At 73.6% G+C, this 25853-nt stretch carries 3 protein-coding genes (1 of these 3 cut by a window edge); all 3 read left to right on the top strand.

The features are described from left to right. Positions 1–453: 453 nt before the first annotated feature. Tightly spaced (each overlapping or abutting the next), the 3 genes in view from ACQP1S_RS20525 to ACQP1S_RS20515 form a layout consistent with a single transcriptional unit that may run on beyond the window. Positions 454–19302, top strand: a complete 18849-nt coding sequence (locus ACQP1S_RS20525) for an SDR family NAD(P)-dependent oxidoreductase (protein WP_432897937.1) — start codon at positions 454–456, stop codon at positions 19300–19302. Continuing rightward, positions 19299–23882 (top strand): amino acid adenylation domain-containing protein, encoded by a 4584-nt coding sequence (locus ACQP1S_RS20520; RefSeq protein WP_432897934.1) that lies wholly within the window; start codon positions 19299–19301, stop codon positions 23880–23882. The genes ACQP1S_RS20525 and ACQP1S_RS20520 overlap by 4 nt, the downstream gene beginning before the upstream one ends. Then, on the top strand, positions 23882–25853 hold the 5' portion of the coding sequence (locus ACQP1S_RS20515) for an L-histidine N(alpha)-methyltransferase (RefSeq protein ID WP_432897931.1). It continues 16964 nt past the right edge of the window; the window shows 1972 of its 18936 coding nt (coding positions 1–1972); its start codon is at positions 23882–23884; its stop codon lies off the right edge, out of view. The genes ACQP1S_RS20520 and ACQP1S_RS20515 overlap by 1 nt, the downstream gene beginning before the upstream one ends.

The following is a 25853-nucleotide window of genomic DNA, read 5'->3' as shown; positions in this document are numbered from 1 at the left end:
GCTGCGGCGGGGGGCTTTCCCGGAACGTGAGTGCCCCGTGTCCGCATGGCAGGACGGATCGACCGGGTGTTTCGCGGGCCCGGCGGTCATGCACAACCGAGGTTGTCTAGTGTGACTTATATCGCAATAACAGTACTTAGTGATCTCTGGGCTTGATGTTCGCTTCCCCTGTTGCTGGTGCGGCGAACCCCGGCCTGTGCTGGGGGATTGGCGGAGTCAGGGTGCCCCGGGGATGACCCCGGGTCGTGGCGGGCGGGTCGCCAAGCAGTCACGTGCATCTATCGACGGACGGTGCCCATGGGCTACGTTCCGAGAGCAGTCGATGACACGGGGTGATCTTTTGAGTCGCGCTCTGGCCACTTCTGGACGTCTATTTCACGAGAGAGGCGGATCTAGCGGGCAGCCGTCCGGCTGGCCACAGCTTCCGAGCCACCGGATTCCCGGCACCCCGTCATGACGGCCCGACACGTCATCCTGGGCCTGCCGACGCTCGCCACCGGCGGTCTCTCCGAGAACTGGCTGTTACGCGAGTGCGGCGACCTGCACTGGTCCCTGATCGGCGAGCACTTCGGCACCTCGGTGACCAAGCTCGCCGACTCCGACGGCACGCGGCTGCTCCCCGCCTTCGTCCGGGTCCGGCACACCGCGAGCGCCTCCTTCGCCTCGTTCGCCGAGCTGGACGAGGGCGAGATGACCGGCCAACTGACCAGGCTGGACGACCGCCGTTTCCTGTCCGACATCCGCTTCACCACCGGGACGGCGCACGTCGACGTCCGGTTGCTCACCGTCTTCGTCCGCCGTTCGGACCGCAACTGGCTGGTCCCCGGCGTGCCACAGGTGCCCGGCTGCCTGCCGGTGCGCGAGCCGACCGCCGACCAGCTCGACTTCCTGCACGACTTCCAGACGCACGGTGGGCGGGAACAGGGTGGATCCGGCCTGCACACCGAGCGTTACGAACTCAATCCGGTCGTGGACGTCAACGCCCTGGGCCTGCTCTACTTCGCGTCGTACCCGCACATCAACGACCACGGCGAGCGCCGGTACCTGCACTCGCTGGCACCCGGCGGCGAGTGGGCCACGGCCGCCGCCACCGTCAGCCGCGACATCGTGTACCTGGCGAACTGCGGCGCCGAGGACGCGGTGCGGTACCGGCTCGACGACCTCCGGTGGGAACGCGGCCACCGGGCGGTGCTGGCCTCGACCCTGCTACGTGAGCGGGACGGCAGGCCGCTGGCCCGCATCGAGACCGTGAAGGTGCTACGCGGTAGCAGCGTGTTCGGTGCCCTCTGGGGCGACCACGTCGCCGCCACCGGTCCCCCCGCCCTGCCGACGGACGCCGGCCCCGAGATGACCGCCCTGCCGGCGGACACCGGCCCCGAGATGACCGACCTGGACGCGCTGCTGCTGCCGCTGCTCGAACGGGCGTTGGACCGGCCCGCCGGCACCCTGGCCGCCGACGACGACCTACGCCGGTACGGCTTGGACAGTGTCGCGCTGGCCGAGGTCGTGGCGCTGGCTGAGGGCGAGCACGGTCTACGGATCGATCCCAGCGCCATGTTCCAGGCATTCACCGTCGCCGCCATGGGGCGGGTGATCCGCGGCGAGGACCGCGATCCGGAGCCGATCGCCGCCGTCACGGCCGTGCCGCAGCCGCAGACCGTGGCTCCGATCGCGGTGATCGGCATGGCGGGGCGCTTCCCCGGTGCGGCGAGCGTCGCGGAGCTGTGGGACCTGCTCGGCCGGGACGAGGACGCGATCCGCGACATCCCGACCGACCGCTGGGACACCGCCGCCCATCCCGGACTGGTGGGGCGGGCGGCGCTGCTCGACGACATCCGCCGCTTCGACCACGAGTTCTTCGCCGTCAGCCCCCGTGAGGCCGCGCTCATGGACCCGCAGCAGCGGCTCATGCTCGAGGTGACCTGGGCGACGGCCGAGGACGCCGGACAGGACCCCACCACACTGGCGGGCAGCCGGACCGGCGTCTACACCGGCGTGTGCCACTCCGACTACGCCGCTGTCCTGGCCGAACACGCCCGGCGCGACGAGCCGCACCTGAGTGTGGCGGTCTCACCGTCGCTGGTGGCCAACCGTGTCTCCTACGCCCTGGGTCTGCGCGGCCCGAGCGTCGCGGTGGACACGCTCTGCTCGTCGTCGTTGGTCGCGGTCGCCAACGCCGTCGCGGCGCTGCGGGCCGGCATCTGCGACCAGGCCTTCGCCGGCGGGGTGAACGTCCTGTGCGACCCGGGACGGCATGCCGCGTACCAGCGGGCCGGTGTACTGAGTCCGCGGGGGCGGTGCCACACGTTCGACGACGCCGCCGACGGCTACGTCCGCGGCGAGGGGGCGTGCGCGCTGCTGCTCAAGCCCCTCGACCGGGCACTCGCCGACGGGGACCGGGTGCACGCGGTGATCCGCGAGGTCGCGGTCAACCACGGCGGCCAGGCCCAGTCGTTCACTGCGCCCAACCCGGACGCCCAGGCCGACCTGCTGGTCAGCGCGTACACTGCGGCCGGCGTCGACCCTACGACCGTCGGCTACCTGGAGGCACACGGCACCGGCACCCGGCTGGGCGACCCGATCGAGGTCTCGGCCATGGTGACGGCCTTCCGCCGGTTGTACGCCCGCAGCCCGCACCCGATGCCGCAGGTACCGCACTGCGGGATCGGCTCCGTCAAGACCAACATCGGTCACCTGGAGTCGGCCGCCGGCATCGCCGGAATGATCAAGGTCATCCTGGCGATGCACCACCGGACCCTTCCCGCCACCCGCAACGTCCGCCGGACCAACCGGATGATCGACCTGACCGGATCACCACTACGCCTCCAGGTGCACCGCACCGCCTGGGAGCCCCCGCCCGGCGGCGGCCCTCGCCGGGCCGGCGTCAGCTCGTTCGGGATGGGCGGCACGAACGCCCACGTGGTCCTGGAGGAGGCACCGCCCACCGCCGACGCGCCGCCCACCGGTCGGGTGGCGGTGCCGGTGTCGGCCCGTACCCCGCAGGCCCTGCGGGAAGCGGTCGCCGCGCTGCGGAACGTGGTCCGGTCGCCACAGGCACCCCCGTTGGCCTCGATCGCCCGGACGATGCGCACCGGGCGTGCCGCGCTGGCCTGCCGGGTCGCCGTCGCGGCGGCTGACCTCGGCGAGTTGGCGGACGGGCTCGCCGCCATCCTGGAGGCCGAGCCGCCCGCCGGTGACGCCCCGGTCGAAGGCCCGTTGCCCGCCGCGCCAGTGGTCTCCCTGCCGACCTACCCGTTCCGCCGGGACCAGCACTGGGCCGCGCCCACCGCGACGCCCGAGTTCCTGACCGTGGTCTGGCGGGACGTGCCACCGCCCACGGTCGCCCAGCGGGGCCGCCTCCTGGTCGTCACGACGGACCCGGACCTGGCACCGGCCCTGTTCGGCGACGACGCCGTCGCACACCGGCCCGGTGACCCGTTGCCCGCCGTGGACGGCCTGACCGGGCTCGCCGACCTGGTCGACTGGAGCGAGCCGGGCGCGCTGGTCACCGAGCGGATCGAGCTGCTGCGGGAGGTACTCGGCCGGCTTCCGCGTACCGGACTGCGCTGCCTGCACGTCAGCGGTGCCCGCCGGTCGGTGCTGGCCGGCTTCTACCGTGCCCTCTCCGGAGAGCTGCCCATGGTCGTCTCCCGCACCGTCCAGGTCGACGGCGACCGGAGCGACCTGGCCACCGCCGTCACGGCCGAGCGCGCGGCCGACGACCGCGAGACCGAGATCCGGTACGTCGGATCCCGACGGCAGCGCCGCGCGGTCGGATTCGCCCGACCCACCGACCTCGACCCGCTGACCAACCTGGACGACGGTGCCGTCCTGATCACCGGAGGCACCGGCGCGATCGGCCTGCGCCTCGCCGCCCACCTGGCCGACCGCGGCGCGCGACACCTCGTCCTGATCGGTCGCTCCCCGCTGCCCGTCCGCAGCCGTTGGGTGTCCCTCGCCTCCGCCGAATCGACCGATCCGCTGCTGCGCGCCCGCCTGACCCAACTGCTGGCGCTCACCAACCGGGGCGTGACGCTCTCCGTCCACACCCATCCGCTGGACGACGTGACGTCGCTGCGTCGACTGATGAACCGGGTGCGGGGCACCGCAGGCGACCTCACGATGGTCTTCCACTGCGCGGGGGTGATGCACGCACCCCAGTCGTTCCTGGCCCGGACCCGGGACGAGACAGCCGACGTGCTCCGGCCGAAGCTCGCCGTCGAGACACTCTGGGCGGCGTTCGGTGCCCGGCTGCCGCGGCTGCTGGTGCTGTTCTCGTCGATCGCCGCCTCGTCTCCCCGACTGGCCGGCGGGCACCTCGACTACGCCGCCGCCAACGGCGTCCTCGACGACTTCGCCGAGGCGCACGCCGACGAACCCCGGTGCCTGGTCCGGTCGCTGCGGTTCCCGCTCTGGCGGGGCATCGGAATGGGGGAGCGGCACACCAGCGCCGGGAGCGACCTCGGCATCCCCGACCTGGGCGAGGCGGAGGCGCTACGCCTGCTCGACCTGGCGCTGCGGGTACCGGACGAGCCGGTCCTGTTGCCCTGCCTGACCCGTCGTGCGGGCGTACCGGTCGACGAGTTCTTCCACGCGCCCCACCCCGCCGCCCCGCCGCAGACGGCGCCGGTCCTCGACCCGGGGGACGAGCCGAGGCCGGACGACATCGACTGGCTGCTCGACGTGGTGGCCCGGACGACCCGTACCGAACGGTCCCTTCTGCGACCCGAAACGAACCTCGTCGACCTGGGCGTGGACTCGCTGCTGATGGCCGAACTGGTCCGCGACCTCGAGGTGGCGGTCCGCGACGCCGTGGACCCCAGCCTGCTCCAGGAACACCCGACGCTGGCCGGGCTCGCCCGGGCCCTCACCACCCGGAGCACGCGCCCCCCGGCGGCCCGTCCGGCCGTGGTGCCCGCACCGACGCCCGTCCCACCCGGCACGCCGGTGCGGATCGCGGTGATCGGGATGGGTTGCCGGCTGCCCGGTGCCGCCGACCCGGGGCAACTGTGGCAGGCGCTGCTCGCCGGGCGGGACATGGTCGGCGACGTGCCGCCGGACCGGTGGGACGTCACGGCACTCTATCGGCCGGGTGGCGGCCCAGGGCTCAGCCAGAGCCGGTGGGGCGGCTTCCTCGACGACGCGGCCCTGTTCGACCCGGCCTACTTCGGCTTCGACGACGAGACGGCGCGGCAGCTCGACCCGCTGGTGCGCAAGACGCTGGAGGTCGCCGTCGAGTGTGTCCGCGACGCCGGATACACCGACGAGGAGCTGCACGGCCGCCGGGTCGGCGTCTTCGTCGGCAGCCGGACCGGCAACCACCGCGCCTACCTGCGCCCGCTGACCCGCGAGTCCATCGTCGGGATCAACCAGAACTACATCGCGGCGCACGTGTCGCATTTTCTCGACCTGACCGGCCCGAATCTCGTGGTCGACAGCGCGTGCTCGTCGGCGTTGGTCAGCGTGCACCTGGCGGTGCAGAGCCTGCTGCTGGGCGAGTCCGAGCTGGCCCTGGCCGGCGGTGTCGACCTGCTGCTCGACGAGGAGCCGTACCTCATGCTCAGCGCCGGCAACGCGCTGTCGCCGACCGGACGGTGCCGCACCTTCGACGAGTCCGCCGACGGGTTCGTTCCGGGCGAGGGCGCCGGGCTGGTGCTGCTCAAGCGGCTCGACGACGCGGAACGCGACGGCGACCGGGTCCTGGCGGTCATCGAGTCGTCCGGCGTCAACAACGACGGCCGGACGATGGGTCACACCACCCCGAGCGGTCCTGCCCAACGGGCCCTGATCACCGAGGTGCTGGCCCGTGGCGGGATCGATGCGCGCACCATCGGGTACGTCGAGGCGCACGGCACGGGCACCATGATCGGCGACCCGATCGAGTTGCAGGCGCTGACCGCCGTCTACCGGCGACACACCGACGACCGGGCCTACTGCGGCATCGGCAGCATCAAGAGTTCGATGGGTCACCTGCTCAGCGCGGCAGGAATCGCCGGATTCATCAAGGCAGTGCAGACGCTCCGGTACGGGCTGATCGTCCCGACCCTGCACTGCGACCGGCCCAATCCACGGTTCGCGTTCGCCGAGTCGCCGTTCTTTCCGGCGCGTACGACGACGGAGTTGCCCGCCGGCAGCCGCGTCGCGGTCAGCGCGTTCGGATTCGGCGGCACCAACGCCCACGTCGTGCTCGGCCCCGGCGCACCCGAAGGAACCGGTCGGGCTCCGCTCGCGCCGCCCACGTACCGACGTCGTCGGTTCTGGCCCCGCAGCACCGCGACCCGGACGATCCCGGCCCACCCCGTCGCCACACCGGTCCGATCGGCGCGACTGGACCTGACCGTCACGCCTGTCACCGCCGCGCACGCACCGACCCCCTCCGTCGAGCCATCCCCACCGGCAGGCAACCAGGTGGACCTTCCGGCCGTCAGCTGCCGTCTGCGGGTGATCGGGAACCACCCGATCGTCGACGACCACCGGGTCCACGGGGTGCGCACCCTGCCCGGGGTGACCTTCCTCGACATCGTGTATCGCCTACTCGACGAGTGCGGCATCGAGCCGGGCGGTGTCGGGCTCAGCGACGTCCTCTTCGTCAGCCCGCTGACCACCGGTGCAGACGCCGACCGGGAGGTCACGGTCGCGCTGCAACCGGACGGCGAGGTCGTGCGGGTCACCGCCACCAGCCGGCGGGTCGCAGGTGGTGTCCCGGCCGACGACACGACCACCCACCTGCGGGCCACCGTCCGCACCGGGCTGCCGGCCCTGACCGGGTCGGCACCCCCGGCGGGAGCCGCTGCGCCGCGCGACGTCGGCGAGGTCTACGCGACCGGCAGGTCCGTCGGAGTCGAACACCATGCCTTCATGCGCTGCCACGGCACGCTGCGGGTCGAGGCGGACACGGTGGTGGCGCAGCTCGCGCTCGGCACCGGGGCACAAGCCACGGTGGACGACTTCATGCTGCACCCCGCACTGCTCGACGGGTCCACCATGCAGGCGTACGCGCTGGCCTTCGCCGGTGCCGACGCCGACGGACGGCCCCTGATCCCGCTGCACATCGGGGAGTTCCGGGCGACCCGACCCCTCGGTGACAGGTGCACCGTCGCGGTACGGCTCGCCCCGGCGGGACCGGCCGCCGACATCGTCAGGGCGGACATCGATCTGTACGACGGGTCGGGCGTGCTGTCCGCCCGATTCAGCGACCTGGTCTTCAAGCGGGTCCGGTCCACCGAGGCGATCACCCGGCTCACCACCCCGGCGGCCGCGACGGCACCTCCCGTGACCACCCCCGCGTCGGGGACGGACGGCTCGCTGCGCGCTGAGATCATCTCCATGGTCCGGCAGGCTGCCGGCGACCCGGACCTGCACGTCGAGACCGACTGCGGCTTCTACGACCTCGGCCTGGAGTCGACGCACCTGCTGTCGCTGGTCCGTTCCTTCGAGCAGCGGTGGGGCATCGCGCTCTATCCGACGTTGCTGTTCGAATACCCCACCGTCGACACGGTCGCGGAGCACCTGGCCGGCCTCGTCCCGGCCGCTTCGCCGGGCGGGACGACACCGGGACCGCGCGACGACGCCCCGGACAGCACCGTGTACGTGACCGGCGAGTGGTGCGGTGCGGTCCGGCCGGACGTGCCGTCGATCGGACCGCTGGTCGTCATCGGCGATGCCCCGCTGCGGCCCGACCAGATCGTCGTCCGGCGCGGCCCGGCCTTCCGGCGGTGCGGCGACCGCGAGTACGAACTCCGCCCCGGTGACCGGGCCGACCTGCAGGCCCTGTGGGCCAGCCTGCCCACCGCCCCCGGGGCGGTCGTGCATGTCGGACCGCCGGTCGGCGACGACCTCCCGGCGGCGGTGGAGACCGCGTGCCGGGAGATGCTGGCGATCGCCCAGGTGTTGCTGGCCGCCCCGGTGCCCGTCGTGCACGTGGCGCAGCCCCTGGTGGCCGCGGCGGTGGCGGGAATGGCCCGCACCATCCGACTCGAACAACCGCGCCTCGCGGTGACCGTGGTGGAGTGCGCGGGCGACCCCGATCCGCAGGCCGTGCTCGCCGAACTGGCCGATCACGGTGAGACCTGGGTCCGGCACGAGGCCGGCCGGTTCGTGCGCCGCTACCGGGACGTGACCCCCGGCGACGGGCAGCCGCTGCGGCCCGGTGGCGTCTACCTGATCACCGGTGGGGCCGGCGGCCTGGGGCGGGCGCTCGCCACGTCCCTCACGTCGCGGGGCGCCACCGTGGTGCTCGCCGGGCGTAACCCGACGCGGGAGTCGCCGGCCGCCGAGTTCGTCCGCGCTGACATCACCGTGGCCGCCGACGTGCGGCGGCTGGTCGACGGGATCATCGTCCGGCACGGCCGGCTCGACGGGGTGGTGCACGCCGCGGGTGTCCTGCGGGACGGCCTGCTCGCGGGGAAGTCCCCGGACGACCTGTCGGCGGTGCTGGCACCGAAGGTGCGCGGCACAGTGCTGGTGCACGAGGCGACCCGGCACCTCGACCTGGACTTCTTCGTCGCGTTCTCCTCGGTGACCGGGGTGGCGGGCAACGTCGGGCAGGCGGACTACGCGGCGGCGAACGCCTTCGTCGACGCCTACGCACGCGAGCACGGGTTCACCTCGGTCGCCTGGCCGCTGTGGGCGGGCGGGGGCATGCGCACCGACACGGCCACCGAGGCGGTGTTCCGCCGCCAGGGGCAGACGCCCCTGCCGACCGAGACGGGTCTCGCGGTCCTCGACGCGATCCGGGACCGCCGGGGCACCGAGATCGTCGTGCTGCACGGCCGACCCGACCAGGCCCGTCGAGCACTGGGCCTGCGCGAGCCCGCGACCCCCACGGCGGTCACGACCGCGGAACCGCCCATGGACGGCTTCCGTGCTTCCCGCCTGTCGACGTCCGGGGAACCTGACCGGGCCGCCGTGGGCGGATCCGGGTCGTCCGACCGGGACATCGCCGTGATCGGCGTGGCGGGCCGCTACCCGATGGCTGCGGACCTCGACCGGTTCTGGGCGAACCTGCTCGACGGACGCGACTGCGTCACCGAGATCCCGCAGCAGCGCTGGCGGCTGGACGGATTCTTCGCTCCGGAGCCGGCCGCCGGGCGTTCGTACAGCAAGTGGGGTGGATTCCTGGACGGGATCGACGAGTTCGACCCCGCGTTCTTCCGGATCACGCCGCGCGAGGCCGAGGGTATGGACCCGCAGGAGCGGCTGTTCCTGCAGGTGGCGTGGCACGCGTTGGAGGATGCCGGGATCACCCGCACGGCCGTCGCCGGCCGACCCGTGGGCGTGTTCGCCGGTGTCATGTTCACCCAGTACCAGATGCTCGGCCTCGGCGCCGAGGACCGACTACCGGTGCTGCCGACGTCGTTCGCGTCGTCGGTCGCCAACCGGGTCTCCTACTTCCTCGACGCGCGCGGCCCCAGCCTCGCAGTGGACACCATGTGCTCGTCCTCGCTGACGGCGCTGCACCTGGCCTGCGAGAGCCTCCGCTCCGGGGAGAGCGGGCTGGCGCTGGCCGGCGGGGTGAACCTGATCGTCCATCCGTACAAGTACCTGCACCTGAGTCAGGTCGGGTTCGTCTCGTCGGACGGGCGGTGCCGGGCCTTCGGCGCCGGTGGCGACGGGTACGTCCCAGGTGAGGGTGTCGGTGTCGTCGTCCTGAAACCCCTCGCGGGCGCCGTGGCGGACGGGGACCGGGTGCTCGCGGTGATCAAAGGCAGCGCGGTCAACCACGGTGGACGCGCCAGCGGATTCTTCGTCCCGAACCCGTCCGCACAGGCCGATGTGCTCAGGCAGGCGCTACGCCGGGCCGGGGTCGACCCGGCCACGGTGAGCTACCTCGAGGCGCACGGCACCGGCACCGCCCTCGGCGATCCGGTGGAGATCTCCGCCCTCAGCCAGGTCTTCGACGCCGGGACCACCCGGCTCGGCTCGGTGAAGTCGGGCATCGGCCACCTGGAATCCGCCGCCGGGATCGCCGCGTTCACCAAGGTGCTGCTGCAACTGCGGCACCGCACCCTGGTGCCCTCGTTGCACGCGCGCCCGGCGAACGAGGCGATCGACTGGGAGCACTCACCGCTCAGCGTCCAACAGCAGACCGAACGATGGCACAGCCCGGATGGCCTGCCCCGGCGGGCCGGGATCAGCGCGTTCGGCGCGGGGGGCAGCAACGCCCACGTCATCGTCGAGGAGTACCCGCAACCCGCCCCGGAAACAGGGACCGGGCCGCAGGTGGTGCTGCTGTCCGCGCGTACCCCGCAGGCTCTGCGCCTGCTCGCCGAGCGGTACACCGAACTGCCCGCCGGGGACCGGCTGACGGAGCTGGCCGACGCGGCCGGGCTCAGCGACGCCGACCCGGACGCCTCCTTCGAGGACCTGGGTATGGACGCGGACGATCTGCGCCGGCTCATGCAGGCGGTGGCCGCCCGCAGCGACGGGCGGGTGCCCCGGATGGACGCCCAGTCCAGCCTGGCCGCGGTGGCCCGGGCGCTGGGCGGTGGCATCTCGCTCGCGGACGTCGCCTACACCACCCAGGTGGGGCGCGACGCGATGGTCGAGCGGCTGGCGGTGGTGGCCACCGACGTCGAGGAACTGCGGGCGGCGCTGCGGGCCTTCCTGACCGGTGACGAGTCGCGTGTCCACCGGGGTCGCGCCACGACGCCGGCCACCGCGCCCGCGTCGACCGACCCGGACACCCTGGCCGCGGCCTGGGTGACCGGTGCCGCCCCGGACTGGCGGGCGCTGCCCCGCGAACGGCGGGCACGTAAGGTCGCACTGCCCGGCTACCCGTTCGCGCGGGTGCGGTGCTGGGTCGGGACGGACACCGACGCGACCCGTGCCGTCGACGCGACCGGTGCTGCCGGCACGGGCGGTGCGGCACGACACCGGGAGCCGGTGCGGTGCGACGCCGACGTTCCGTCGTGGGAGGTGTGCGCCGACCCCGAGCCGGTGCCGGTGCAGGGGCTCGTTCTGGTGCTCTACGCGCCCGGGCGCAAGAGGCTGGCGACCGGTCTGGCCGCCAGGCATCCCGGCGCGCAGCTCGTCGAACTCGGCGGCAGGATCACCGGCGACCCGGCCGTGATCTACCTGCTCACCGGGTCGGCACCCGCCGTCGGCACCGAGACCGCGCGGGTCGCCGGCGGCGAGGCGGCCGGGGTACGCACGCTGGCCGCCTACGCCCGTCGCTGGGCGCACCTGCCCGAGCTGCACTGGATCGTGGTCACCGTCGGTGCGGCCGCCCCGCCCGGACGGCAGCTCACGGACCCCTACGTGGCCGGGGTCCTCGGCCTCACCCGGGTGCTGGAGAACGAACATCCGGGCTGGTCGGTCGCGGCTGTCGACGTCGACCCGGCCCACGTGTCCGCCGGCCTGCTCGCCCCGGTGCGGCGCGGCACCCGGGTCGCCTACACCGGGGCGACCGCGCACCGGCTGATACTGCGCACGGCCCCCACCCCACGCGGTCCCGATCTGCTGCGCCGTGGCGGCCGCTACCTGATCGTCGGTGGTGGCGGCGGGATCGGCCTGGCCCTCGCCCGGAAACTCGTGGCGGACCGGGGCACGGAGGTGGTGCTCGTCGGCCGCCGGGAGCGACCCGACCTCGCGGCCGAGCACGGGATCCGCTACCTGCGTGCCGACGCCCGTGACGTCGGGCAGCTCGCCACGGTGCTGGAGCGGGCGGGCACGGTGCACGGGATCATGCACGCCGCGATGGTCCAGCGCTCCCGGCTGGTCCGCGACCTCACCGACGACGATCTCGTCGAGAGCCTGGGCGCCAAGTCCGGCGTCGCCGCCGCCCTGATCGACGCCATCGGCGCACGGGAACTCGACTTCCTGCTCCTCTTCTCCTCCGCCCAGTCCTTTCTCGGCGAGCCCGGCCTGGGCAACTACGCTGCGGGCTCCACCTTCCTGGACGCCTACGCGCACGCCCTCGACGAGCGTCTGCCGTACCCGGTCCGGGCCATCAACTGGGGCTTCTGGGGGACGGTCGGTTCGGTCGCCACCGACAGGCACCGCGCCGAGTTGACCGCCGCCGGTTTCCACTCCATCACCGCCGAAGCCGGTTTCGGCACGCTGACCGAGGCGTTGCGCCGACCGGCTCCCCAACTCGTGGTGGTGCCCGGTACCGCCGCGTTACGGGAGCGGATGACCGCCAGTGAAGGGACGACACCGGTCGTGACCGCCACCGACGGACTGACCGACGCCGAACGGATGGTCATCGACGACTTCCACGCCGTCGACGGGCAGCTGACCGCCATCGCCCGCAGCGCGCTGCTGGCCCTGCTGCACGAGATGCACGCCTGGCGTGGACCCGACCCGGACGCGACCGAGGTCGCCCGCCGGGTGGGTGTCGCCGCCCGCTACGAGCGGCTGCTGCACACCCTGCTGACCATGCTCGCCGACGGCGGTGCGCTCACCGTCCACCAGGGTCGGTTCCGACCCGAACCGGCCGCGCTCACCGACGCTCTGGCCGGCGGCCACGGCGCGCGCCTCGACGAGTTGGCCGCCGCGAACCCCGACTCCGCGGTCTTCGTTGAGTTGCTGCGTCGCTGTCTCGACCACTACCCGGAGCTGCTACGCGGCGAGCTGCTCGCCACCGACCTGCTGTTCCCCGCCTCGGGCACCACCGCCATGGAACAGATCTACCGGGGGAACCCGATCAGCGACCTGTACAACGACCTGCTCACCGCACGGCTGCTGGAACACGTCGGCCACCGACGGGGACGGCTGCGTCCGGACGACCGGATCCGGATCCTGGAGGTCGGCTCGGGCACCGGTGGCACCACCGCCGGTCTGCTGCGTGCCCTGGCCGCCCACGGCGAGCACCTGGAGTACTGGTACACCGACCTGTCGGTGGCCTTCCTGGCGCACGGTCGGCGCGAGTTCGGCGGGCGGTACCCGTTCGTGCGGTTCAAGCGGCTGGATCTCGACACCGACCTGGTCGCCCAGGGGTTCCCCGCAGCCGGGTTCGATCTCGTGGTCGGCGCGAACGTCCTGCACGCCACCTCGGACGTGAGCCGCGCGGCACGGCACCTACGCGCCGTGCTGCGCTCCGACGGGCAGCTGTTGCTCAACGAGCTGACCACGGTCACCCTCGCCGCCACCGTCACGTACGGACTGTTCGACGGCTGGTGGGCACACACCGACACCCGGCTGCGACTGCCCGGGTCGCCGCTGTTGAGCGTATCGGGCTGGGACGCGGTGCTCAGCGGAGCCGGCTACGCCCACGTCCGGGCGGTGCCCGGGCAGGCAACGACCTCCCGGAACTTCCAGCATGTCATCGTGGCCGCCGCCGCGGCACCCGTCGACGAACCGGCACCGGCGCCCGGGCAGGTCGCGGCGCAGGCGCCGGCACCCGACGACGCCCCGTTCACCGCCGAACTGCTGGCGCTCACCTCGGCGGCCTCCGGAATCCCCGTCGAGGATCTCGACCTGGACACCGAGATCGGGGACTACGGGTTCGATTCGGTCAGCTACAGCCTGCTCGCCGGGCGGCTCAACGACACCTTCGGCTTCGACGTCACGCCCGCCCTGTTCTACGAGACCGCCACCCTGCGCGCACTGGTCGCCCGGCTCGGGCGGGACCACGCCGCGCTGCTGCGCGACCGGTACCCGCAGGCCGTACCGGAGACGGCGCAGGCCGAAAGGCGGCCGGAGCCCGCGCGGCGGACCGGAGCCGACGACCACATCGCGGTGATCGGCCTGGCCGCGCGACTGCCCGGCAGCCCCGACCTGGACGCCTTCTGGAACAACCTGGTGGCCGGTGCCGATCTGGTCAGCGACGTGCCCGCGGACCGGTGGGACTGGCGGTCCCTGCCCGACGGCGTGCACGCCCGGCGCGGCGGCTTCATCGGCGACGTCGACCGGTTCGATCCGCTGTTCTTCGGTATTTCGCCGGAGGAGGCCGACGGCATGGACCCCCAGCAGCGCCTGCTGCTGGAGGGGGTGTGGAGTGCGCTGGAGGACGCCGGATTGCCGCCGGGCACCCTCGCCGGTCGACCGGTCGGGCTGTTCGTCGGCGTCGGATCCAGCGACTACGACGAGATCCGCCGCCGCTCGGGCAGACCCGTCGACGCGTACGCCGCCACCGCGACCGCGCACTCCATCCTGGTCAACCGGGTGTCCTACCTGCTGGATCTGCGCGGCCCGAGCGAGCCCGTCAACACCGGCTGTTCGAGCTCCCTGGTGGCGATCCACCGTGCCGCCGCGGCGCTGCGTGCCGGGGAGTGTGACGTCGCGGTGGCCGGAGGTGTCAACCTCATCCTGTCGCCGCACAACCATGTGCTGCTCAGCCGCACCGGCATGCTCAGCCCGTCCGGGCGCTGCCAGGCGTTCGACGCGCTGGCGGACGGCTTCGTCCGGGGTGAGGGGCTGGGCCTGGTCGTGCTCACCCGGGCCGGCTCGGCGGGTCGGCACCTGATCCGTGGGCTGCTGCTGGGCTCGGCGGTCAACCACGGCGGTCGGGCCCGGTCGCTGACCGCGCCCAACCCGGTCGGACAGGCCGCGATGATCGTACGCGCCTACACGGAGGCGGACGTCGATCCGGCCACCGTGGGATATCTGGAGACCCACGGCACCGGCACCGAGTTGGGCGACCCGGTCGAGGTCAATGGGCTGCGGCTGGCCTTCGACGAACTGGCACGCCGCCACGACCGGCCGCTGCCCGACGACCCGTTCTGCGCACTCGGCGCGGTCAAGGCGAACATCGGCCATCTGGAGTCCGCCGCGGGCGTGGCCGGACTGGTCAAGGTCCTGCTGGCGATGCGGCACGGCGTCCTGCCGCCGGTGGCCGGGCTCGGCGAACCGAACCCGCACCTGCGGCTCGACGGCGGCCCGTTCCATCTGATCCGCGAGGCGACGCCGTGGCACCGGCCGCCGGGCGGCCGCCGCCGCGCCGGGGTCAGCTCTTTCGGATACGGCGGGGTCAACGCCCACGTCGTGGTGGAGGAGCCGGCAGCCCCGGCCGTCCCGACGGCGTCGACCGGCCCGTGGGTGTTCCCACTGTCGGCCCGCACTCCGCAGGCGTTGCACCGCTACGCGCTCGCGCTGCGTGCCGCCGTGGACACCGACGTCGCACTGGCGGACGTGGCGCACACACTGCAGCACGGCCGGGACGCCATGACCGTGCGGCTGGCGGTGACCGCCGGTGACCGGACGACGCTCGTCGCGGCCCTGACCGCGGCGATCGACGGCACCGGTCACGCCGCGCTGGCCCACCCCGACGGCGTCACGGCGGCCGACCGGTGGACGGCCGGCGCCGACATCGACTGGCCGGACACCGGCGGCACCCTGATCCCGCTACCCACCTACCCGTTCGAGCGACGTCGGTGTTGGACCGACCCCCGGCCGGAGACGGTTGCCGGGTCCGGCGAGCCGGCGGTCAGCTATGCACCGCGTTGGCGGCAGATCGCGGACCTGGGAACCCACCTGCCGGCGACCGGGACCGTCTGGTTGCTCGGCGACGGCGACTACCCGGCCGCCGACGTGCACCGGATCACCTCCGCGCCGCTGGACTCGCTGCCCACACCCGCCGTGGTGCACGCGGTCGTCACCGGCGGCGAGCCGGCCGTCCTGCACCTGTTCCGGGTGATCCGACATCTGCAGACCCGGCCCGGTGGCGCGGGCGACCTCACGCTGACCGTGGTCACCCGTGCCGCTGCCGCGGTGGACGGACCGGTCGTCGACCCGGTCGCGGCGGCCGCGCACGGGCTGGTGAAATCGACCCGCCGCGAGTGCGAGCGGTGGCGGGTCAGTGCGATCGACGTCGGCCCCGGCGACGCGACGCTGGTCGCGGCCGCCACGCCCGGCGACTACGCGTTGCGCTCGGGCCGCTGGTACCGGCGGGTGCTCCAACCGCTGCACGACGCCGGAACCCGTCCCGTGTTCCGCGACGGCGGGACGTACGTGCTGGTCGGCGGTGCCGGGGATGTCGGCCTGGACGTGGCCGAACACCTGGTCCGCAGCCACCACGCCCGGGTGGTTCTGGTCGGACGGACCCGCCCGGAGGGCGACCGGGCAGCCCGGATCAGCGCCCTCGACCCGACCGGGACCCTCGTGGACTTCCAGCAGGCGGACGCCCGCGACGCCGACCGGATGCGGGCGGTGTTCGACCGGCTCGGCGTGGTCCACGGGGTCGTGCACGCGACCACGGTGGCGCGTGACCGGTCGCTCGCCGCGCTGGACGAGGACTGGTTCGTCGAGGGGCTCATCGCGAAGACCCGGACCACGCTGGCCGTGGCCGAGGCGATCGGTGACCGCCGGTTGGACTTCTTCGCGATCTTCTCCTCGCTCCAGTCGTTCCTCGGCAATCCGGGCCAGGCCACGTACGCCGCGGCCTGCACCGCCCAGGATGCCATCGGCCACGCGCTCGCCGCCCGGCTGCCGTACCCCGTCCGGGTCCTGAACTGGGGACCGTGGTCGGGCTCGACGCTCACCGAGCGTCACCGGGGCCGGTTGGCCGCGGCAGGTTTCCATCCACTCCCGCCCCGTACGGGCATCGAGGTGCTGGCCGGCGTGCTCGACCGGCCGGAGATTCAGGTGGTGGTCATGTCGGGCACCGAGAGCGCCCTGAACGGGATCGGCGTGGAGACGACGGGCCAGACACCCGTCGTCCCGGCCGTGGAGCCCTGGCGGGAGACGGTGGCCACCGAGCTGCTGGCCATGGTGCGTGCGGTGGCCGGGCTCAGCGTGGCCGAACTGGGCGAGGACGACCAGCTCAGCCGGTTCGGCTTCGACTCCATCATGTACACCAGGCTCAGTCACCAGGTCAACGTGCGTTGGGACCTGGACGCGACCCCCGCGGCGTTCTTCGGGGTGTCCACCGCGAGGGAGCTGGTGGCGAAGATCATCGACGAGTACGGGGCGGAACTGGCCCGCCACCACCGTCCCCGGACCCCCGCCGCGCCGACCCCGGCCGCTCCGGTCACCGCGGCCCCCCGGACCACCGCTCCGGCCGTGCTGACCGGGCCCGTCCCGGACCCGCAGCCGACCGCCGCGGACGGGGTGGCGATCGTCGGAATGGCCGGCATGCTGCCCGGCTCCGACGACCTGGACGAGTTCTGGGCCCACCTCGTCGCCGGCGACGACCTGGTCACCGAGATTCCACCGGACCGCTGGGACTGGCGACGGATCCACGGCACCCCCGAGCCGGGCGAGTTCCGCACCACCGCCCGTTGGGGCGGCTTCCTGCGCCGGGTGGACCTGTTCGACGCGGAGTTCTTCGGTGTCTCGCCCACCGAGGCGACCGCGATGGACCCGCAGCATCGTCTCGTCCTCGAGGCGGCCTGGACGGCGATCGAGGACGCCGGCATCCGCCCCTCCGACCTCGCCGGCTCCGACACCGGCGTGTTCGTCGGCAGCAGCACCTACGACTACTTCGAGCTACAGCACGCCCTGGCGGTGCCGCTCGACGGGTACCACACCGTCGGCCGGGCGCACGCGATCCTGTCCAACCGGGTGTCGTACCTGTTGGACCTGCACGGCCCGTCCGAGACGATCGACACCGCCTGCTCGTCGTCGCTGGTCGCCGTGCACCACGCGGCGGAGGCGATCCGCAGCGGGGAGTGCACGGTGGCGCTGGCCGGCGGCGTCAACGTGATCGCGTCGCCGACGCTGTTCGTGGACATGAGCCAGGCCGACATGCTCAGCCCGGACGGTCGCTGCCGGGCCTTCGACGCCCGCGCCAACGGGATCGCCCGGGCCGAGGGCGCCGGCATCGTGGTGCTCAAACGACTCAGCGCCGCCCTCGCCGACGGGAACGTCATCCACGGTGTGCTGCTCGGTAGCGCGATCAACCACGGCGGGCGCAGCAACTCGCTCACCGCGCCGAACCCGGCGGCCCAGGCCGCCTGCATCGTCGCCGCGCACCGTCGGGCCGGGACCGACCCGCGCACGGTGACCTACGTCGAGACCCACGGGACCGGCACCGAGTTGGGCGATCCGGTCGAGATCGAGGGACTCAAGACCGCCTTCCGTCAGCTGTACGCCGATCGTGGGATCGACGGCGGGGGACATCGGGTCGCGCTGGGCGCGGTGAAGAGCAACACCGGTCACCTGGAGGCGGCCGCCGGGGTGACCGGACTCATCAAGGTGCTGCTGGCCATGCGGCACCGGGAACTACCCGGCAATCCACACCTGGAGACGCTCAACCCGCATCTGCGGCTCGACGGCACTCCACTGCACGTGCTGCGCGGCAACGAGCCGTGGCGGCCGGCCGTCGACCCGGACGGAGCCGAGGTTCCACTGCGCGCCGGCCTGAGTTCGTTCGGTCTCGGCGGTGTCAACACGCACCTGGTCCTGGAGGAGTTCCCTGTCCGGCCCGGTGCCGGTAGGCCCGGGCCGTACCTGTTCGTGCTGTCGGCCCGAGACGCCGAGCGGCTGCGCGGGTACGCCGAACACCTGGTCCGCTGGGTGCGGGACGCCACCGACGTGGACCCGGCAGCCCTGGCCTACACGTTGCAGACCGGCCGGGAGGTCTTTGCCCAACGGCTCGCCGTGGTCGCGGACGACACCGCCGCCCTGGTGCGACGTCTGACCGGGTGGCTGGCCGGGACGAGCGACGACGGCGTCAGCGTGGGCGACGGCCGGGGGACCGCCACCGCGCTGCTGCTGGACGGTGCCGAGGGACGGCAGTACCTGCGCGCCGTGATGACGGCCGGAAAGCTCGACAAGATCGCCCGGCTGTGGGTGGACGGTGTCGCGATCGACTGGGCCGACCTGTGGCCGGGGGAGCCCGTACGGCGAATCGCCGCACCGACCTCCGCCTTCGCCCGGCAGAGCTACTGGATCATGCCCGGACCACGCTTCGACCGGGTGCAGGCCGCGGCGACCGGGCTCGTCGCAGCCGATCCGGCCCAGGTCATCGACGCGGTGCCGGAGGCGGTGCCGCCGGACCCGGCACCGGTGACCGCCGTGGCCCCCGTACCGACGGCGACCGGCACCGGCGGCGACCCGGAGGCGGCGGTGCGTGACCACATCCGCGACCTGCTCGCCGCGCACCTGGGCATGAACCCGGACCGGCTGCCGCCCGACCGGGTGCTCTCCGACGTCGGGGTGGACTCGCTGGGCCTGCGTCGACTCAGCCGCCGCCTCGGGGCCACCTACGGTGTCGACATACCGACCCGTCTGTTCACCGTCGGGCAGACCGTACGCGCCCTGGCCAGGACGATGCACGAGACGTACGGGCCGTTGCCCGCGGCCGTCGCGCCGGCCCCCGCCCCGGGCAACGGGATCGGCGCCCTGCTGGCCGGGCTGCGCGACGGATCGGTCAAGGTCGACGACGCGCTGGCCGACCTACGGTGGGGAAACGGCCGATGAGCCCGGCACTGCGGGACATCCTCGCCGCCGTCGCCGCCGGTGAGCTGCCGGACGACGTCGCCGAGTCGCTGTTGCGCGGCCTGACCGATCCGGGACCGGAGACGGCCGGACCGTACCCGTTGAGCCGCGGTCAGGCGGCACTCTGGGCGATCCACGCCAGCCGGCCCGGCACCACCTCGTACAACCTCCCGCTGGGGCTGTGGCTGGGTGACGGGGTCGACCCCGCGGTGCTCACCCGGGCCCTGGTCGCCGCGGTGCGGCGGCAGCCGGGGCTGCGGATCGCCGTCCGCCTGGACGGGGGCACGCCGGTGCAGGAGATCGTCGAGCGACCGGTCGAGGTGGTGCGGCTCGATCTGGGGCACGTCACCGACGGGGAGTTCACCGCCCGGGTCCGACGTCTGGTGCACACCCCGTTCGACCTGGAACACGACGCACTGCACCGGATGTGGTTGATCACGGCGCCCGGGGACCGCACCCTGCTGCTCCTGGTGTTCCACCACATGATCACCGACGGGATCTCCAGCCACCTGTTGCTGCGCGACATCGTGGCCTGCCACGACGCGCTGGCCGGCCCCGGCGTCCTGCCACCTGTCGAACCGGCCGCCACCTACCGCGAGTTCGTCCGCCGGCAGCAGGAACTGCTCGACGGGCCGGCCGCCGGGACACACCGCCGCTGGTGGCTCGACCGGCTGGCCGGCGCGTCCAGCGGTCCCGTCCTCGACGCGATCACCGACCGGCGGCGGACCGGGCCGGCCACCGGGGACACCGGCGCGATGGTGCAGTTCCGCCTGCCGGAGGCCAGCTGGGCTGCCGTTCGCCGCACCGCCGGCGCGGGCGGGCTCACCCCGTTCAGCGTGCTGCTGGGTGCCTTCAGCGTGCTGCTGCACCGGCACTCCGGCCACCGCGACGTCAGCGTCATGGTGCCGACCGACGGCCGGATCTCCGAGCGGTTCGACCGCACCGTGGGCTACCTGATCAATCCGGTGGTGGTGCGGGTGGACTGCGACCCACGACGCAGCTTCGCCGAGCTGATGACCGCCGTGCACGACCACATGGCGCAGGCCGAGGAGCACAGCGACTACCCGTTCGCCGCCGTGGTCGGCGACCTGCGCCGCGAATCCGGCACCGCGGTCTCCTTCGACATCGGCTTCTACCTCCAACAGGGTGTCGGCGGCGATCAGGACATGGCAGCCGGGCAGACCGTCTTCCGAGACGCCCTCGAACTCACCCAGGAGGGCGAGAACCCGCTGGTCGTCGAGGTCGTGGTGCGCGGCTCGGCGGCGCTGGTGCACTTCAAGTACGACCGTGAGCTGTTCGACCGGACCACGGCCGAGCGGCTGGCCGAGCACTTCCGGCTGCTGCTGACGGCCGTCACCGCCGACCCGGGGCAGCGGATCGGTGACCTCACCCTCACCACCGCGCAGGAGCACGCCCTCGTCGAGCGGGCCAACGCCACCCGGGTCGGGCGGCCGTACGACGTGACCGTGGCCGATCTCGTGCTGGCCCGCGCGGCGTCGGCCCCGGAGCGGGTCGCGGTGGTCGACGCCGACGGCACGACCGGCTTCGGCGAGCTGGCCGGGCGGGTGCACGCCCTGGCGCGAACCCTCGGTACCGCCGGGGTGACCCGTGGCGACCTGGTCGGCGTGCTGTCCGGCCGGCGGGCCGCGATGATCGCGGCGATGCTGGCGGTGCACACCGTCGGCGCCGCGTACGTGCCGCTCGACCCGGACTTCCCACCCGCCCGCCTCGCCCACATCTGCACCGACGCCGGTCTCGCCGCGGTCCTGGTCGACCCCGCGTACGCCGACCGTCTGCCCGCCACGGCACCGGGCACCCGGATTCCGCTCGACGGCACCGCCACCGCGGCCCCCGGCCCGGTGGTCGCCTGCCGCGACGACGACCTCGCGTACGTGCTGTACACCTCCGGCTCCACCGGCCAGCCCAAGGGCGTCGAGGTCACCCACGGCAACCTGGTCAACTTCCTCACCGCGATGGCCGAGCGGCCCGGCTGCGCCGACGACGACGTGCTGCTGGCCGTCACCACGGCCGGCTTCGACATCGCCGGCCTGGAACTGCTGCTGCCGCTCACCCGGGGCGCCACCGTCCACCTCGCACCGGCGGAGGTCACCCGCGACGGCTTCGCGCTCGCCCGTCTGCTCGACGACAGTGGCGCGACGATCGTCCAGGCGACCCCGGCCACCTGGCAGATGCTGCTGGCCGCCGGCTGGCGCGGCCGGGTGCCCCGGCTGCTCTGTGGTGGGGAGGCGCTGAACGCCGAACTGGCGGCGGAGCTGCTGGACCGGGCCGGCGAGCTGTGGAACATGTACGGCCCGACCGAGACCACGATCTGGTCCTCGGCGCTGCGGGTGCGCCGCGACCGGGCGATCACGGTCGGCACCCCGATCGCTAACACGACGTTCCACCTCGCCGGCCCGGACGGTGACCCGGTCCCGTTCGGCGCCACCGGGGAACTGCTGATCGGCGGGGACGGCGTCGCCCGGGGCTACCGGGGCCGCCCCGAGCTGACCGCCGGGCGTTTCGTCGTGCGGGACGGGCAGCGACGCTACCGCACCGGGGACCTGGGCCGGTGGACCGACAGCGGCGAGATGCTGCTGTTGGGCCGGGCCGACCGGCAGGTCAAGCTACGTGGCCACCGCATCGAGCTCGGCGAGATCGAGGCGGCGATCCGCCGTACCGGCGTGACCGCCGAGGCGGGCGTGGTCCTGCGCGACGAGCAGCCGCGCCTGGTCGCCTTCGTCGTCGCCGACCCTGCGGCCGCCGCGACGGTCGTCGCGCGGATCGGGGAGTGGCTGCCGGCGTACATGATCCCGTCCCGGACCGTGCCGTTGCTCCGGCTGCCGATGACCCCGAACGCCAAGGTCGACACCGTCCGGCTCGCCACCGTCCCTCTCGACGAGCTAATCCGTGACTTCGGCCACCCGCAGACGCCACGGGTGCCCCGGCCGGACGACAGCGGCCGGCTGCTGGCCACCCTGCGGGAGTTGGCCGCGGGAGTGGCCGCCGTGGACCCGGACGAGATCCCGGTGGACCGGCCGCTCGGCGAGGCCGGCTTCGACTCGGTCGGCTTCACCCGCCTGGCGATGGCGGTCCGCGTCCGCTTCGGCGTCCCGGTCAGCCCCACGCTCTTCTACGCCCACCCCGTTCTCACCTCCCTCGCGGCGCACCTGGGCGCCACCCACCCGGCAGCGGTCACGGACAGTGGACCCGACGCCGGGCCGCCGGCGGTGACGCCGGCCCGGATCGCCGGATCCGACGCACCACCGCCGCGCACCGGCTATCCGCCGGTGGCGATCGTCGGCGTCGGCGGCCGGTTGCCGGCGTCCGGGTCCCTGCGCGAGTTCTGGACGCACCTCGCCGAGGGCCGGGACCTCACCGAGCCCTATCCGGTGGAGCGCGGCTTCTCCGCGCGGCTGTTCCCGGAACGGTTCCGCGGATCGTTCGTGCGGGACGTCGACGCCTTCGACGCGGCGCGGTTCCGGATCTCGCCGCGCGAGGCGGGTCAGATGGATCCGCAGCACCGGCTCCTGCTGCACGCCGCCGACGAGGCGCTGCTCGACGCCGGGCTTCGGCCCGCGGCGCTGGCCGGGAGCCGCACCGGGGTCTTCGTCGGTCTCAGCGGCGCCGACTACCTGAGCCTGCTGCCCCCCGGATCGCCGGACATGGGTGACCACTTCCTGATCGGCAACGTCGCGTCGATCGCGGCCAACCGCATCTCGTACGTGTACGACCTGCGCGGCCCCAGCGCGGTCTACGACACCGCCTGCTCCAGTTCCCTGGTGGCGATCCACCGCGCGGCCCGTGCCCTGCACCTCGGCGACTGCGAGCTGGCCCTGGCCGGCGGCGCGAACCTGCTGCTGTCCCCCTACGGGTTCACCGGCCTGCGCCGGGCCGGCATGCTCAGCCCCGACGGCCGGTGCAAGACCTTCGACGAGCGTGCCGACGGCTACGGCCGGGGCGAGGGCGTGGTGCTGCTGGCGCTCAAACTGCTGGACCGGGCGGTGGCCGACGGCGATCCGGTGCATGCCGTGCTGATCGGCTCGGCGGAGAACCACGGCGGCCACACCCACTCCCTGACCGTGCCCAACCCGCAGGCTCAGCGCGACGTCCTGATCGCGGCGCACCGGGCGGCGGCGGTACCACCCGACACGATCGGCTACGTCGAGGCACACGGCACCGGGACACCCCTCGGCGATCCGATCGAGGTGGACGCGCTGCGGGAGGCATTCGCGCAGCTGTACCGCGACTGGGGACTGCCGGTTGTGCCGGGGCGCACCGGACTCGGCTCGGTGAAGGCCAACATCGGCCACCTCGAGGCCGCCGCGGGTGTCGCCGGAGTGGTGAAGGTGCTGCTGAGCATGCGACACCGGCTGATGCCCGGCCTGGTCGGCCTGCGCACCCCCAACCCGATGATCGATCTGACCGGTAGCCCGTTCCGGCTCCAGGCCGAGACACAGCCCTGGGAACCGGCGGAGGGCGTACCGGCACGCGCCGGGGTCAGCTCCTTCGGCATGGGCGGCAGCAACGTACACGTCGTGGTGGCGGAAGCGGAGAGGCAGTGATGGGCAACAGCACCGAGGACCGCGCCGCCCGGCTGATCGTCCTGTCGGCCGCCGGCCGGGAACAGCTCGACCGGTACCGCACCGAGCTGGTGGCATGGTTGCAGGCGCACCCGCAGACGACGCTCGACCGGATCGAGAACACACTGTGGACGGGCCGGGAGGAACTGGCGGAACGGCTCGCCGTGGTGGTGACCAGCGTCGCGGAGCTGACCGAACGGCTCCGTGACGGCACGGGGATCGTCACCGGCACGGCCACGCGCACCACCGGTGAGCCGGTCGGGACCAGCGACCTGCACGAGGCTGCCAGGCTGTGGGTCGCGGGTGCCGCGGTGGCCCGGCCGCAACGCACGGGCCGGCGGCCGGCCCGGCTGTCACTACCGCAGCCGCCGCCGGTGACCCACCGGTACTGGATCGACCCGCCGGCCGCCCTCGCCGTCGATCCGGCCGAGCGGACCCTGACCGGCGACGAGTTCTACCTGCGTGACCACGCACTGGGCCAGGTGCGCATCCTGCCCGCCGTCGTGGCCCTCGAATTCGCCGTCGATGCCGCCGCCCGGGCCGGGCACGGCACCGCGACGGGCGTCGAGAACGTCATCTGGGCCCGACCGGTGGTGCTCACCGGCGAGCCGGTCCGGGTGCGGGTGCGACTGCTGCCCGCCCCCGACGGCGTCGCCTACGAGCTGCGCCGCCTCGACGGCACCCGGGACGGGGAGCTGTGCTCGACCGGGACCCTGCGCTTCGACGACGTCGAGACGGCGGCCTCCCTCGACCTGACCGCCGTGCGTGCCCGCCTGCCCCGCACCGCCTCGGCGGACGACTGCTACGCGGTCTTCACCGCGCTCGGCGGCGGGTACGGACCGAGCCTGCGCGGGTTACGCGGCATCCGTTCCAGCCCCGGCGAGGCGCTGGCCGAGGTCGGCGTGCCGGACGCCGCCGACCTGCCGTTCGAGGACTTCACCCTGCACCCTTCCCTGCTGGACGCGATGCTGCAGGCGGCGCTCTGGACCGCCGCCGACCCGTCCGCCCCGCGCCCGCGCGAGCTGCCCTTCTCCATCGACCGGGCGGAGATCCTCGGGCCGCTGCCGGAGCACGGGTACGTCCATGCCGTCGCCACCGGTACGGGACACGACATCGCCCTCGCCGCCGCCGACGGCCGCATCGCCGTCCGGCTGCACGGTGTCGTCACCCGCGCGGTCAGGGACCAGGCCGGCGCGGTGGCCACCCACCTGCTGGCCCAACGGTGGCGGGACGCCCCGGTGCGCCCCGCTGTCCCGGCGGGGCGCACCGTGATGCTGGACCCCGGCTCGGACAACCCCTTCCCGAGCCCCGACCCGCTGGTGGTGGTCCGCCTCGGCGACGACGATCCGCTACCCGGCCTGATCCGGCTCTTCCGGGCCTGGGCCGCGCAGCCGGGTCGGCGGCCGGTCCGGGTGCTGCACGTGTTCCGACCGTCCGGTGCGGCCACCGACGCCCACCTGCTGGCCCTGGACGGCATGGCCCGCAGCATCGCCAACGAGCATCCGGACTTCCGGGTCGCGGTGATCACCACCGACGACGCCGACCTGCGGGCGGTCGCCGCCGAGGAGGCCGCCGCCGAACACGAGTTCCGGGTCCGGTACGCCGCCACCGGCCGGCAGGTGGCCCGGTGGGAGCCGATCGTCCCGGCACCCGCCCCGACGCCGCTGACGCCGCACGGGACGGTGCTGGTCACCGGCGGCGCCGGCGTGATCGGCCGACACCTGGTCACCCACCTGGGGCCATCGGCGCGGTACGTGCTGACCGGGCGGTCCGCCGACGCCGACCTGAGCGTCCTGCGTGCCGCCGGGTTCGACGTGCACTACCTGTCCTGCGACCTGGGCGCGCCGGGCGCGGCCGAGCGGTTGGTCGCGCGGGTCCGTGAGACGTTCGGGCCGTTGCGGGGGGTGCTGCACCTGGCCGGCGTCACCCGTGACTCGTTCCTCCTACGCAAGA

This window comes from Micromonospora matsumotoense, from assembly GCF_050951065.1.
Taxonomy (GTDB): Bacteria; Actinomycetota; Actinomycetes; order Mycobacteriales; family Micromonosporaceae; genus Micromonospora; species Micromonospora matsumotoensis.
This window is presented reverse-complemented; position numbering and strand designations above follow the sequence as displayed.